We start from the raw sequence: 16,421 nt of genomic DNA on the forward strand, positions 1-16,421 counted from the left end.
TGTGTCTGCTGTTCAACAATTGTTGCGTTTAAAAAACGTGCGCGCTTTTTGGCTTACCTTAAGCTTATTTTGTGTGGTCTTGTTAAGCAATGTGTTCAACCTTTTTCAGGCTAGCAATGCTTTTTTCTATCAAAATTTAGAGTCACTAAGTCACACTCAGCAAACCAATGTAGTCCTGATCAGCAGCGCAAGTTTAACTGAAAATCACCAGCAACTCGTTGAAAAATTAGTTGAATATAAACCGCGAGCGATTGTAGTGCTTGCTGATGAACCTTTAGTTGCAGTACAACAAAAAAATGTTTATTACCCTTACGCAGGGAACGAATTTTGCGTACCAAAAATTGATAATTGGGCTACTTATCAAATGCGCATTCCGCAATCAAATGAGCTTGAATGCAAAAGTATTTGGCAGCAGATATTTAATTACGATGCAGAACACGTACAACTTATCGACTTTGATTTAGCTGTCACTGCGCTACCAAAGTTTAGTGCTGAACGGGTGCTCGATGTAGACGTAATGAGTGAGCAGCTTGAAAATAAAATCATTATCGTTGGCCAAAAAACGGCCGCTTTTAATGTTTTCATTCATGCCCCAAAACTCGACGGCCTAAATGATCCTTTATTACTGATAGCCTACCTCGCTGACAGTATTGATAAACAAACGACTGTAAAACAGTTAAATAGCTTACTGACTATTTTCGTTGAGCTTGCGCTTGTTCTTGTACTGCTTTTTAGCTTTCAAAAGCTGTCGCTTATTTACTCTTTTATTATTGCCTTAAACAGCGTGCTGCTATGGTGCTTAATAGGTTATGTATTCATTGAGATGAACCAACTTTTCATCCCTATCGGGCAATATATTGTACTGACCTTTATCACCTTATTTTGGGTGATTATTGTTAGAAAGATGTCTGAAGATAATGAACTGAACACCGTTGTAAACAATATTCAACAAAAAATGATGGGTCGTTTTATCCCACAAAGCTTTATTGAGCAAGCTTCGCCATGGGACCCAATCATTCAATTAATTAGCCAACAATTAGACTTAGAAAAATCAATTTTCCTTGCTCGAAAAGAAGATGATCATCGTGTTGTTGAAATTCGTGCAATTAATTGTAATTTAGATGATATTCAAGAAATGCGCCGTGATTACAAGCGCACACCTTACAGCAAAGCTCTAAAATCATTAGGGGTTGTACAAATTACCCGCCCCTTCTTTACACATATTAAAGAAGGTGAAATCGAATTTATGGCGCCCTTGGTTTATGCCGGTGACGTCCGTGGCTTTTGGGCATTATCTGTTATCCCCAACCAATACTTCAACCAGCAAGCGTTTGAAAAAAACGTCAATAAATTCGCTGCGCAAGTTGCTGAATTGCTTTTCCATTATCATATATTTAAAACGACTCAAGCGAGTAACAATAGCCTATTAAATCAGTTGCTAACCTTAAAGCTTCATGAGCCGATTAGTGAGCAGGTTAAACAATCTATTAATGAAATGGAGCAAAAGCTAACAACCTTAGAAATGGTCTTTAATCACACCCGCTCTGCAACCGTGCTATTTAATTTGTTTGGTCAAGTGATTCAAACAAACGCATCCCTTGAGCAATTTGCCAAACAGCACCAACTCGCCATTTTTGAAATGACTGCACTGGATTTACTTTGCAAAAGCTGCGACTTAGACGCTGAAATTGCTAAGGGCAAATTACGTTATATCACTCTGAACAAAGCAGAAGTAGCCTTACCCGCAAAGTTGGGAGAACAAAGTTACACCTTGAATATTAAAGCCCTTCATACTGATGGTTCACAAGCAGCTTCCGGTGAGCCTTTCCAAGTGTCAGGTATATTATTCGAGTTTATCGAAAACCATGTAGCTCGCAATGAGGGACAAGTTTAATGGACTTTGTGTTAGCACTCTTCCCTGCGGGTAGTGGCCTTGGTCAATCTGTTATCACAACAGTTTGGGTAGGTACCGCAGTAGTATGCTTGCTTAACTTGCGCTTCGGTTTTCCATTAACGGGTCTTGTTGTACCAGGTTATATAGTCCCTTTGCTTATCATTAGCCCGACCTCTGCAGCAGTTATTATCATTGAAGCTATCGTTGTCTATGCCTTAATGCGATTCAGTGCACACTATATGATGGAAAAATTTGGCTACAGCCAAATGTTTGGTCGTGACCGTTTTTTTGCCATCATATTGTTAAGTATTCTAGTCCGTGTGTGTATGGACACCTTATTCTGGCCAGTGATTGCTAATCAGTTGAGTCGCTGGGATATCACCTTTGATTATGCTTCACAGCTCTATTCGCTTGGTCTTATCATTATCGCCTTAACAGCAAATGTAATGTGGAACGGAGGCTTTAAATATGGCTTAAAAGTAACCTTTATTCAGTTACTTATTACATTTATTCTCGTACGTTTTGTACTCATGCCTTTTACAAACTTTAGTATTGCTAATTTGGGTATTATGTACGAAGCAGTCGCTGCGTCCATCATTGCAGCCCCAAAAGCCTATATCATTCTTGTCATTACTGCTTTTCTAGCCTCTCGCGCAAATATTAAATATGGCTGGGAGTTTAACGGAATCATGTTGCCAGCTCTGTTGGCACTGCAATTAACCCAACCTAGTAAATTACTGACTTCATTTGCTGAAACCGCCATAATTTTAGCAATCGGTGGCTCGCTTATTCACTTTACCAGACTTAAACACGCCAATATTGAAGGTGCCAGATTATTAATGCTGTTCTTCACTATCGGCTTTATTTATAAACTAATCCTTAACTACATTGTGGTTTGGTATTTTCCTACCATAAAAGTGACTGATACCTTTGCGTTTGGCTATATGTTAGCAACGTTACTGGCATTAAAGATCTATCAAAAGAATGCGTTAGGTCTTGTTGTCAGAGCAACATTGCAAACCTCTATCGTGGGTGGGTTACTTGCAATTATTGTTGGTTTTATCGTTATGCTTCTACCCTCGATGCTCTCTGCGCCGAGTCTTAAACCAGAAACTGAACAGATGCATGTCATTACGCTAAATCAGCAAGTTAGCCAATACAAAAGTTACCTATATACAAGCCGAAGTAATAAAGTAAGCGTCAGTAGCTATAAAGCGAATCAAACGGTTTCTGAGTTTAAATATGCTGTGTATAAACTTGATCAGGCCATCATTGAGCAGCAAGGTATTGCTGATCTCACGCCTCTATTTACAAGCATAGGCTTTTTACTACAAAGTGACGAAAACTATATTTATCTGATTGATACAATTGAAGATAGGCAGCGAGGACTGTTTGTTTTAAACAAACATCCTAAAACCCCTTTATTGGTCACCGTGCCATTTCCCATTACTGAAAGTTTAGCCAGTGACTCTGCTGGTCTTATTTTCGAACAACTGCAAAGTAAGGCCTTGGTATTCGGCACAAGTAAAACACCACTAAAAACCTTAGCAAAAGAAAACCAACAAAGCCCATTTTATCAGGCTTTTATTTCTGCATTAGAAGGTACGGAAATACTACAAATTAGAGAGGCTAACCGCCATACCTCAGCGTTGTTTTCAGATGCTGCCACACAAGCAAGCAGTCAATATTGGATTTACAACCAATTACCTCATTCCGTTAGTCAGCGCGAGCTACACGACTTTGTAGGTAGTGAAACAACCTTCTTTGGTACGGCAACCAGTAGCAGCCTGCCTTCTTCAAATTTTTCTGGCTCAATGTTTGAAATGTTTCTAGATGGCGATAATTACACCAACATTTTGGCCAGTATTTACCGTGAGAATTTCCATTACAGCAACCTACAACTCAATGAATTAAATGAAGAAATCAATCAAATAGTAGATGAATTTTCTGCCCATATAAGCAAAAAAGGCAGTTTTGACTATCAACCACTTTCTAAAAGTCAGGTAGCGCTTTGGGAGTTCGAGGTCTTAACACCACTTTATAAGCTGATTGATCGCATCGGAAATGATGCGCTGAATGAAGATATGCTAAATCAGCTAAAACAAATTAATGGCACCGCACAGCTTTTAAGCTATCAATTGAGGCTTGTGAAAAACAACAGTGGACGTTATTTACTATTGAGCCCGCTAGATACTCCTGTAGCATTACAACAAGGCCAAGGGATTTTCTTGTTTAATTTAACCGAGCACGAAGCAATTACCTTAAGTGTCCCTAGACCTTTGTTTGAAAGTAATACGTTAAGCTTTGCTAGTGAGTTATTTGCCAGAGCGAATGCTGCAAACTTACTCGTCGCAGGTGCTCACCCTTATGCTCATCCACAAGCAAATGTGTTAGCTGCAGATAATGTTGACTCTTTATTCAATATCATTCACCAAAGCTTCTTACGTTTTACTCAAAATCAGCCTAGTTTGAATATTCAAATTCGCAGTCATAGTGCACCTTCATGGATACGCCCAAATGCAATTGCATTCTCAACAACACAAATAAGTGATACTGCGATTCCTTTAATGAAGCAGCTTGATAATGAGCTCATCGCTTTAGGTGTCAATTATCAAACAGTCATGGGACAACAAGCCACACGAGGCCTTGAAATTGGCAGTTCACCGCAATCTGGCTATCAGCAATTTAATGCTAACAGTGAGCTGGCAACCTTGTGGCTTGCTTCTGATTTTAAACAACAGTTTTCGATGGATCAAAGTAGCGTGTTGCAGCGTTTATTAGCCATATCTAGTAACTCTAAGGTCAAGGTAATCAACCTTGCTACTTTATCGCCTTATAACTGGCAACCATTGGATGATAATAAAAACCAACAGCTACAAACACTTGTAAATAACTATGTCGCTAATCAACGCCTCACATCATTGCGAGATCTTTGTCACCAAATAACCGCGTGTAGTTTACAAACCATCAAACTGGAACACCTTGATAAATTCGCGCTAATGATAAAGCAAAACAATAGCATTCTTGCCATCTACAACCCGACGAATAATCAACTAATTGATGTTCATGCATTTAATCAGCTAATGGGAGGAGGTCAACGTGTATTTAATTAAACGTTTATTCGCCCTAATGCTTATTTTGTTATTACTTTTCACGGTGCTGTTTGCAGGGCGTAGCTTTTTAGTGTGGTTAGACTCAGCGGAACCCGTGGATGCGCGTAGCAATACGGAAACACGTTCTAATGTACAGTGGTTAAGCAGCGAAAAACCACTGCGTTTTACATTTTCTAACCAGCGTACTCATTCATTACGAATTCTATCGAATGCCGTGTTTGACCAATCCGTGTTTCTTGAATTACCGGTAAATTACGCAATTAAATACGTTCTTTATGACGATAAAGGTAATGTGATTTTAGATAAAATTTACCATCACGCTTCAAAGCTAGTTAACAATAGTGAAGAGCAACAGATCAAACAAATTATTGAGAATAAGCAATCGCTTAATGTTGCTTCTGGACAATCTTTTTATCTGCCAATTACTCATTACCCCAATGCAAAAACTTTAGATTTAACATTAATCCCAGAAGAAAAATCACTACAAGGTGTGGTTGTTCGTGTCCATGCTAAAACGCCTGAACAAAGTATCGATCCTCTCAATAGCTGGCTTAAACGCCCTTTAGAAAGAAGAAGACGCGCCACTGATTATCTTACTATGGGCGAAAACACACTTACCAACGCCGAAATTAGTAATGCAATGGCATTTTGGTGGCAAAAAATTGCACCTCAAGGGATCCCTGGGATCGACTTTAAATCCGACATTTTATATGAAACTCTGCCATACAATGTCACGACCTATGACTTTAGTATGCAGCAGCACGACTTAGGTGCCTATTACACGGAACTTGGTCTATGCGCCAGCATTAGCCTAGATGTCACTGATAGCCTTAATTTCACAGTCAATTCAAATCAGTATTTACCATCGCTAACTTGGCACGATAAGCATCAATTTAAAGCACCAACACCGATTAGTTTCGCGGTAACTGATAACAACAATAATTATAAAACAGAACTGATTGATGCTGGGCTAGTCACTATTTGCAGTGAAGAGCCATTACTAACTAGTTGGCGAACCGCATCAGGCGCCGCAATTTTAACAAGTTATGCAGGCAGCTATTTGGTGAATGAATTTGCCAGTGTAAATTTTGATATAGAGCCAAGTAGCAATCTCAATATTGATGTTCGTGCCTTACAAACGAATCAGCTCAGCGTGATCATTTATGATGAACATAACCAGGCGATTGAGCACTATAGTGTCACTTTAAAAGGCGACGTATCCGATTTTGATCGCGTGATCACCGATAATACACAAAGGCAGCGTGTTGGTATGCTCAACAGCTACTATTTACGTACCCCTGATAATGCGCATCACCTGAAAATTAGTGCCGAGAAAGATGTCTACGTTCGATTAAAATCTCGATTTGCTGATTTTAATTATCAACGAGCAATTTCTCATCAATATTTACCTGAACCGATAAATGGCTTTTACGATATTGCCGCTTGGTATGAGCAACGAGCTGCAAATCATTATGAGTTAACGCAGTTAGCACACTTTACTAATATTCGTACTTTTACTCCGCCAAAAGAGCCGGAGTTAGTGACAACTTTTTATCAATCTAAAGAGCTATTTGACAAACTGCCTCTGTCAAATGTCGCTTTAGTATTAAGCCCTGATCGCTACTTTATGCCCAAGTTGCCACCACAAGTCTTTAACTATGGTTTATACAAAAAAAATAACTACTCTCCTTATAACGATTCTGAGGACAACAACTTAGTTTATCGCTTATCTAACAACAGCAGTAAAGAAGTCACAGTGTCTGAGTTATCGGTGGAGACATTGCAGCAATTGCAATCACAGGCCAAAACGATCTATCAAAACTGGTATGGAGAACGCCCTTGGATTAAGCAACGTATTTACCAGCTTGATAAAAGTGCGCCTTTGACACTTGAGTTTACAGCACAACAGCGCCCTATGAGCGTCGTATTTAAAGTCTTTCGTGCAAATAGCAGCGAACCGGTTGAGTTATCGCTCACACAAAATGCTGACTACAAGTCAGGGCTCACCAGTGAATACAGCATCGCCAAGCAACGTTTTATGCTACACCAATCTGCATTACTCGATGCATTTTTAATTCACCCAAAAAATAGCCAATTAACAAGTTATCCGAGTATTACTCAAACAATCACTAATGACATTGCTGAATTACATTCACTAACACTACAAGCAACTGACACAGTGTGGATTTCTGTACTTGAGGAATACCCTCTGCAAGAGCAAAAGGTAAGGTGGTGGAACCATGAAAACTAAAATGATGCTGATTACAGTGTGGTTGTTTGTATCCGCATGCCACGCAACACCTAGTTTGAATGAACTAACCTTGAACTTAAAGTTATGGCTTGCTGATCAGCGATATCCTCTTGCGCACTTCACTACCAAACAAGGTGCACTAGTTGCTAATGAATCTTTAAATTCGGGCGGCGAAATTCATTATAGACAGCAAGGTGAACAATGTATTGCTTATGCACCTCATCGCTTCTATGACAAACATACTCATACTATTGCAAAGGCACTATTTAATCACTGCCAAGTTTTTTTAAGCAACACAAAACACCGTAACACCCGTGATGAACATGGAGAACTTATTGACTTTGGAAAGTATAAACAAAGCGCGAGTAATGCCTTTATTCTTGCCTACGCTGAACATGTTGAATCATTCTCTATTTATCAACTACATGGTTTTGCTAAAGAAAACAGAAAAACGCCTGAGGGTAAAAAGGCAGATGCCATTATCAGTAATGGTCATGTAATACCTAGTACACGGACGATTGCAATAACTGCCTGTCTAAACGAGCAGCTAAAGATCACTGCGATGGTTTACGGCCTGGATGTTAAAGAACTCGGAGGTACGACAAATATTCTTGCATCACTGGCCCCAAAGAACAGCCAATTTTTTCATATCGAGTTAAGTCGCCAGTTGCGTGAGCGATTAGTTTCTAATAACCAGCTATTAAAGTTGTTTAACCAATGCCTTATTTCATAATTGCTATCATTTTACTGCTGCTTTCAATGCAGCCTACATACGCTGTTGATATAAATAGAGGTGTTCTTGAGCCTGCAATCTGGCTGCAAACTTCGCCTAAGCTCGCACCCTTTACCACCAGCCAAGATATGCGCTTTAATGCCAAACAGCATCACTACCTTTGGCTTCCTAAAGGACATTGGCTAGACATTGCCCCTGATCACCTTAATAAATTTATTATTAGTGCGGGGAATACACAATACATACAACAACGACTGCAAGTGCATCGTGACTTACTTTGCGATACGAAACGTTGCCAGCTGCCAGCTATGGGCCATAACCGAATTGTCGCCATCCAAAATCATCTGGATGAAGATACTACATTCACAGCCATGGTTGGTCATATACCACAAAATGTAGATAGCTTTAGACGTGCTTTATCGCTTGCTAAGCCCTCCGTTGTAACTAAAAATCGCCGAGGTAGTGAGCGTTATTATCGACTAAACAAAGATGACGAAGTTACCTTGTTTTTCTCTGCGGCGAAAAAACTTAAATTATCTGTTCGTCAAAATATGCAACAACCTGATGAAAAAGGTGTTGTTTATGCGTATGTCGATAAACAATTGGTCGCCAAAATAAATACCATTAATAGTCAAGCCTTAGAATATAAAGAACAGTCGCTAGGCCTTGAAAATACTGAGTACCTAGCAATTGCTGCGGGGCAATACTTAACGATAAAAAGTAAAACCGATGCTTTTATCAAACTAGAGCAAAGTCATCGTGCGATTTATGATGATAATGTTGCTGAAAAAGAACAAGAAAAACACTTGCTTCCTTATTGGTACCAAGTCGCAAATGATGCCATTTCAGCGGTTTATAACGACCACTCATTACACGTACTTAGTGATGATGTATTTACAGCAAATAACCCTCTTGCCACTAAACGTCACAATAGCTTGCTATCAATGATGACTGGGCAATCTCAACTTTGGGGTAGTTACCGCACTTTTAGCGCAGTGGAGACTAAAAGTCGTATGGTTTCAGAACTCGTTGAACAACGCTTAGTTGACGATCAGTTTTATCCACGTATAAATCAACAGCTTCGCCTCATTTCCACTTTAAATCAGTCAGCACAGCTATTTGATTTATCAAGCAAAAAACGTGCAACACCTTGGCTAACCTTAATTGCTAAAAGCACTAAAGATAGCCAGTTAAAGCTGTCTTCAGGTGAAAATAGCTGGTTAGTAAACCTAAAAGCAACAGAAGACTTTCAATCATTAATAATTTCAGTGCCGCTTAACAGCCAGTCTTTGACTATTCAAAGCTTAAGTAGTCAGTCGAATCAAATTGAATTTGCGCTCTATGCAAGAACACTGACCGATCTGCCTAGTGATGAAGTGATATATCAACAAGCAGTCAGTACTAAGAATCTACGCCCAGCGATATCAAAATTGATTGCAGATGACCTACACAAACAACATGCCGATTATTTAGCGGCCATCGAGCCCTATGCGCCAGCACGTAAAAACGTCACGGCCTTTAATGCAGAACAATCATTACTCACAGCCAAAGACTTAGCATCGAGCGCACCACTCGATGCCTTAGCATTTTTAAAGCCTCTGACACAAAATGCTGATACAGCAATTGCAGAACAGGCTTGGCAACTTCGAGTGGCAATTTTACGTGAACAACAGCAATTTCATTTAGCAAATAGTTATTTAGAAGGGTTATACAAAAGTACACAGCAATTAGAGCTGAAGCAATTTGCAGCAAGAGCCTTGATTGATAGTTATCAAACAGAACGTCAAGATATTAAACTATTTGCACTGTGTGCAGGTAACTTAACAACCATAAAAGAGTGCCAGCCTATCTTGATTAATTTAGCTGTGAAACAGCAAAAGCATCGTTTGGCTGCGTGGCTTGCTTACTCATCAACTGTGCCAACTAAAGTCTCTGAAAGCTTTAAAGCCCTAAACTATCAGACTTTAAGTGCACACCCCTTTATTGATGAAGCTCGGTATCAGCTAAAAGCGGGCTCGCAAGAAACCTTCATTAACAGCCAAGGTAAATTACAAAATACCGTCATCACAGAAGCAATGCCGTGGTTTTTTACTGCCCAAACGCCTATTAATTTAGTTATTAAGGCACGCACAGCAGCCAAGCAAAACGGTGAGTATCAAACGGCTTGGCTTATGGCACAGAGCCAATATCAGCATAAACTTATGCCAATTTTTAGCGATATACCGGCGACTACCTTGTTTGTTAAAAACCAACAAGCAGCGTCAGTGGCAGCCACTCTGGTAGTACGCCTTCAAGCTGGAGAAGCGCTTACAATAACAGCTGACCATACGAGTTATCTTGATGTCAGTTTCATTCCTGAGTCTTTATTTAGCCAGTTCGATTATGTATCTGATGCAGCAAATAAATCTACATCAAACGATATTATGTCGCTCATTTACTCGGCTGACGCAACACAAGCAGACCTGCTACTAAATGGGCTTTATTTACTCAGTAAAAAACGCCTTACCAATAACCAATACACACAACTTCTACAGCGCTTAGAAACCTTAGATGCGGATGCTAAGTCAACCTTTTTACAAAACAGAATAGAAAGTTATGGTCAATGGCAGCCATTAGATAGTTTGCTCGACTTTGCTGGTACGCGATTATTTGATATGCAAAGTACTGCGCAAAGCAGTTTTGCCGATCGTTTTACACTGCTTAATACACAGGCAGGTTCCAATGAAGGCATTCTACTGCGCCCATTCCACACATTAAACATTGATTTAGCACAAACTGAAGGGCAACAGATCCGTTTTAAATTTAACTTCTCTACTGCTGAGTTGGCGCGTGCAAATGTTGCTAACCTGTCATTGCAATTAGCAAGTGTTCAAAAGATTTGGTCAGTCACTGAACAGCAAAGCATTCCTTTCACATTTAACAAACGTGAATTGGATAACAATATCATTTCGCTCAGGTGGTTGAACCCCTATCTATCGCAGCATCTAACAATCGAAGCTGAGCAATATATTGCAGGTCGCTGGCAACACTTAGCACTGCCAACAACGTTACTCTTTTACACTGTGACACCTGATACGCCTTTAATGGCCAAGTTACCTGCTGACAGACTCATTAAGTTAGAAGAAATGAATGAATTTAAGCGCACAGAAAGGCGGTTCTTCCACCCTGCGGGGAAGGTTGAAGTTACTGCTGATAAGTTGCAGTACGTACGCCTATATAGCTGGCAGCTGAGTGAGCAAAGCAATAAAATTTCGCCTTATTCACAAGCAAAAACCTTGTTGCCTGAACTGATCACTTATCAAGCCCCAGAGCAGCCATCTATCATCAATGAGCAGGTAAACTTGCATAGTGATGAATTAAATTGGCAGGGATTTATTCGCTACGATCAGCAAACAATTTTCCAAAGTGCCGAAGATATTCCTGCCCGTGAAGAAATAGATATAGGTGCCCGCTTACGAGTCAATGATGATAACCACTGGTATCAATTAGAAGGCTATTACTCACTGAGCGATACCCAAGCTGATATTTTTGCCATAAATGGATACCACTCTTGGCAAGATGAAAACAGCCCATGGTATATCGACACACAAATCAACTCACGTTGGCAACCTAGTCATGACAGCTTTGATCTTCAGTATGCATTAGATGCAAGTATCAGTATTGGTCAGTCCTGGCAGCGCGATACCGTGCACCGTCACCAATGGCAAGTAACCCCTTATATTCGCTATAGCAGCGCAGATTTAGATGATTACCTAGCAGATGAGCAACTCAACTCGAGCATTTTCAACTTCTACCGTGAAAATCATGCATCTGGCTGGTTGAGTTATTACCAGTACCGTTATCAACCTTGGGTTGATAACTACCTTAATTTTGGCGTCTCTTCTGGCTCTAATGATGATTGGTTAAGTCTCGATTACTTAAAATTCAACTCAAGTTGGAATCAATATTATCATGGCCACATTTTTCAAGTTGGCCTAGATAGCTACTATCGCTTTGCTGACGATCATAGAGCCACTGCGACGTGGCAATACATCACTCGCTTTGCATGGCAAAAACAAGTTAATTTAGGCAGTTTAACAAATGGCTGGCTGAAACTTAGTTGGCAGCAAGACTGGGTCTGGAACAATCATAATATTAGTGTCGAGTTTTCATCAGGTAATAACCAGCACACCGGCTTTGCACCTTTTGCTCATGATGAAATTATTTTCCCTGCACTTCAACTTAACCATTTGCTAGAGCACAGTGATTATGAGCAGTAAACAACTTAAACAACGTCTAGAAACATTGCTTTTTGCGGATATTGCCAGTTTTTGGTTAGATTTATACCGTCAAAAATATCGTGAGCTGGTTGATGAATTAAGCCAATGGGAGCTGATACAAAACCAACCTGATGACGACGATGAAGATGATTGGCTTTTGCTGCAAGCAATTGCCTTTTTGACACACAAAATTGACACTTTACAGAATCAGCTGCTTAAACTTGATACCGATCATCGCCGTTTTGTAGAGCGCTTAAGCCATGCCGAGTTAAAGGCCGAGCGTGAGTTTCACATTCTTGATTACGCATATATTTTAGGTGCAGACCGTATACAGCTCAAAAAAGATCAAGAGGCTTTTCAGCGCTGGTTTGATGAAGGTGCAATGATTAATCGCTACCAAGATAAAACCTCCGAACTTGAACAATCACTGAAATTTTTAATCGGGAAACTCGGCGATTTAGCAAATCGATATTTGCGCATTCATGCTGACGAAATTGCACAGTCATGGCTGAACCTGAATTTAGAAAGCTTCTTCCTATCGTTATTAGAAAAAACGGACAATGAAGCAATTCGCAATTCAATTTTTCGCGCTTTGGCTAATCAAGTGCAACTACTCAGTGAATATGTGGATGATCCTGACTTTAATGCAGATTTAGTTGAAAACCTGCTGCATTCTCTTGAAAAGCCTACCACACCGCATGCAGCAAAGGTCGATATTTTAGAAATCTTAATTAATTTAAGGCCAACATTCACACGCTACTTTATGCGCTCTCATATCGATTTGGAGCTACCTGACAGCGCGCAAATTGACCGCAGGCAATTATTTTTACTCAGTGCCTTTGCTAGCATTATAAGCAAACAACTTAACCTCAGTGAGGTTAACGTTAAACTATTATTTTTACTTGCAAAACATCCATATCCAAGAGTAAGACAAAGTGTCTACGAGCAATGTGCAGTGTTACCTTGGTCATGCTCACAACAGCTTGTCTTAGAGGGTTTACAATATGAAACACAGCAAGCTGTACGATTAACGCTTATTAAACAATTAGCCGATCCACGGTTTAGTGAACACCGACAAGGATTGCAAATTTGGCAGCAACAATTAAAAGCAACAGTTAGCTTTGCTGAAAAGCGTTTGTTACTCGAATTAAGCCCTCGCATCATGTTTAATCTGCAAGTGGATTGTCAGACAGAGCAGCAAACGAATAGCCTATTTAAATCGTTTGTGGAATTTTTAAATCAGCGCCTAGAAAATGAACCGAGCCTCGCTGTTCGTCGAATTATCAGCCGAGTACGGGAACAACTTGTCAGCTTTATGCACCAGCAGCAAGTGGCTCAGTTGGAAGTCGACTTAAGCGCCCAAAATAATCTAAATTTAGCCGATTGGGATGAACAACTTCTTGGTCGGCTATTAAGCAATCAGGCACAAAATTTCGAAGCCTACAATGTCAATGCGCATAACAAATCATGGCAAGTGCAGCATGGCTACAAGCGTGGCTTTCGTTTTTGGCGACTATGGCATGAATTCAAAACACCCAGTACTGATAAACGCCAAAGCTACAATCACTTACAAGCAAGAAAACCGAGTGCATTTATGCATGTGCCTAGCAGTACAGTGGCTGAAATTAGTCAAACGGAAGTTCCTGGCGAACCACGCTTTGATGAACAACAATTTAGCGCTCGTGAACACTTACCATTACTCGACTTTCTATTAAGTAGCCTTTCTCAAGACCACATAAAAACGTCGGCAAAAACTTACACCCCCGATGGTATTCTAATAGTCACGCCTCCAAAGCGCCTTTTTAAACGACTTTACTGTTATAGCTGGATATCGTTTAACTTTGAAAAATTAAACGAGTTGCGTAATGGCTCTGAAGTTGAGCAAAGACACTTTTTAGAAATACTACAAAAGAAAGGATTTAAGCTGGAATTTCAGCAATATGGCAGCGTGCTAGATGTCACCTTCCCCGTTGAAGCAAGTATCAGTCATTTATACAACAAGCTCGCAATTACACCTTTTCTGTTTAATATTTGGTCTAGCTTTAAAGAGTATGCGTATTCGATTTACCAAAATAGCATAGGCCAGCTTATATTCTTTGTGCTTAGCTTTATTGCCTACTTTTGGGCAAGACATGTGAAGATAAGCCGCCAAATAAAGTCTGATAGAGCTCAAATTCCTGTTTCAATTGGGGGTTGGGGTACACGAGGAAAATCAGGAACTGAGCGTTTAAAAGCAGCGTTATTTAGTAGCCTCACATTAAAAGTCGTTAGTAAAACGACGGGTTGCGAGGCAACTATGATCTATGCCAGAGCAAGTGGTGAACAATTCGAAATTCCCCTGTTTAGACCTTTTGATAAAGCCAGTATTTGGGAGCAAAGTGATGTTTTACATTTTGCAAAAAATGTACAAGCTGATGTTTTTCTATGGGAATGCATGGGCTTAACCCCACGCTATGTGAGAATTTTACGCAATTGGATGCAAGACAACTTTTCAACTATCACCAATGCATACCCAGATCATGAAGATATATTAGGGCCAACAGGTATTGATGTTGCCAATGAAACAAGCCATTTCATTGGGGAAAAAAGTTTAGTATTCACTAGCGAACAGAATATGGCGCCGCTACTTGATACTAATGCAAAACAGAAAAATTCTAACCTAATTCAAGTACACTGGGCTGATGGTTTACAAATTACTGATGATATTCGGGCGCTTTATCCATACCAAGAGCATCCAGCAAATATTGCTTTAGTATGCAAAATGGCCAAACACATTGGCCTCAGTAAAGACTATGTTTTTAAAGAGACCTCTGCGCGAATTATTCCTGACATCGGCGTATTACAACACTTTCCTCGCGCCCCTATAAACAATTTAGAGCAGTCTTTTGTAAATAGTATGTCTGCTAATGAACGTTTAGCAACGCTCGAAAATTGGCGAAGACTTGACCTTTATAGGCTTAATGATTGCCCCAAAACACAAGTCATTGCATTGATTAATAATCGTAATGACCGTGTTGCACGTTCGAAGGTATTCGCGAATATTTTGAGCCATGATTTACGTTTTGACCGAATTGTAGTGATAGGCAGCAACGTTGATGGCTTTTATAGTTATTTTATTCATGCCCTAACAGAACGAATTGATAAGCTTATTGAAAACAATGATATTGAAGATCTCGAAAGCCTGAAGGTGCAACTTAACTTGCTCACAACAGAGCAAGTCCAGGCTCGTTTTGCACATGCTTTTGGGCACGCTAATGCTGATAAATTAATGTCGTTGAGTGAAGGGACACTAAATAAAGCGTGTGTAAAAGAAATTTTGGGTGATATTTCAGACTCACAAATAAGTGTTATTTTGTGTAATTTCCGTCACCTGTTTCAACGAAACGCATTGGCTACTTTGCAAGAAAATATGGCTGGTAATGCGAATGAAATAAAAGAGCGCTTATTAGCTATAACTAAATCTAAACTAACAGTGCATGAAAACAGTAATTTATCTGCTGATGAACTAACGACTTCAATCGCCGAATTAGGTCTGCCAAATACGCATCAAGTTATTGTAGGCATGCAAAACATTAAAGGTGCGGGTTTAAACTACGTGTATGCGTGGCAACAATGGCAGAAAATACATCAAATCATACGCCATTTATTTGATGAACGCTGCTCAGCAAAAGAGTTTCGTACAGCACTTACCACGCTAAACATGATTGTTGCTTTCAATTTCATAGATATAGACTACATGAAACAACAGTTAGCCGTTTTAAAGAAAACTCATCTTGCGCAAAATGAGTTTTGCCAAGCAGAAATATCAAGCCTATTAGAAAAGCTAGAAGAAGATGAATCTAGTCAACAACAGGAACAACAGGAACAACAGCAATCATTACCTGTTAAATACTTTAATCAACTAATCGAATCATTTTTAGATGCTGGCGCTGCCGTAAAACGCAAAAAGCGCGCAAATCAAATTTATCGTGATATTGCAGATCAACGCATCACTTTAGAAAGAGCGATTAAGCTACTAGGTAAACTCAGTCGCAATCAAAAGTCTGGATGGTTCGCGAACAAGTCAAACCAGGACTAACTTTAGAATTAGAGCCAAAACCAAACCCTAACACTTAAGGGTTTGGTTTTTTTGAGCTGTAAAAAAATCTTGAAAAATCAGAAATTTCCGATC

6 protein-coding genes are annotated in these 16,421 nt (G+C 39.7%); all 6 read left to right on the forward strand.

What is annotated here, in order from left to right:
* Position 1 precedes the first annotated feature (1 nt).
* The 6 genes from NH153_RS01290 to NH153_RS01315 are packed head-to-tail and all read left to right on the forward strand — an operon-like array spanning position 2 to position 16,328.
* Positions 2-1,894 (forward strand): hypothetical protein, encoded by a 1,893-nt coding sequence (locus tag NH153_RS01290; protein WP_063700216.1) that lies wholly within the window; start codon positions 2-4, stop codon positions 1,892-1,894.
* Positions 1,894-5,007, forward strand: coding sequence for a poly-gamma-glutamate biosynthesis protein PgsC/CapC (locus NH153_RS01295; RefSeq protein WP_063700219.1), 3,114 nt, complete (start codon positions 1,894-1,896; stop codon positions 5,005-5,007). Before NH153_RS01290 ends, NH153_RS01295 begins: the two co-directional genes overlap by 1 nt.
* Positions 4,994-7,258 carry a hypothetical protein gene (locus NH153_RS01300; RefSeq protein WP_063700220.1) on the forward strand — a complete coding sequence of 755 codons (2,265 nt, stop codon included), beginning with the start codon at positions 4,994-4,996 and terminating at the stop codon, positions 7,256-7,258. The genes NH153_RS01295 and NH153_RS01300 overlap by 14 nt, the downstream gene beginning before the upstream one ends.
* Positions 7,248-7,991 carry a hypothetical protein gene (locus NH153_RS01305; protein ID WP_063700222.1) on the forward strand — a complete coding sequence of 248 codons (744 nt, stop codon included), beginning with the start codon at positions 7,248-7,250 and terminating at the stop codon, positions 7,989-7,991. Before NH153_RS01300 ends, NH153_RS01305 begins: the two co-directional genes overlap by 11 nt.
* 26 nt (positions 7,992-8,017) lie before the next feature.
* Positions 8,018-12,250: a hypothetical protein gene (locus NH153_RS01310; RefSeq protein WP_156503604.1), complete on the forward strand. Its 4,233-nt coding sequence runs from the start codon at positions 8,018-8,020 to the stop codon at positions 12,248-12,250.
* Positions 12,240-16,328: a hypothetical protein gene (locus NH153_RS01315; RefSeq protein WP_063700232.1), complete on the forward strand. Its 4,089-nt coding sequence runs from the start codon at positions 12,240-12,242 to the stop codon at positions 16,326-16,328. Before NH153_RS01310 ends, NH153_RS01315 begins: the two co-directional genes overlap by 11 nt.
* Positions 16,329-16,421 lie beyond the last annotated feature (93 nt).

Origin of the sequence: Pseudoalteromonas gelatinilytica (genome assembly GCF_001641615.1) — a bacterium.
Classification (GTDB): Bacteria; Pseudomonadota; Gammaproteobacteria; order Enterobacterales; family Alteromonadaceae; genus Pseudoalteromonas; species Pseudoalteromonas gelatinilytica.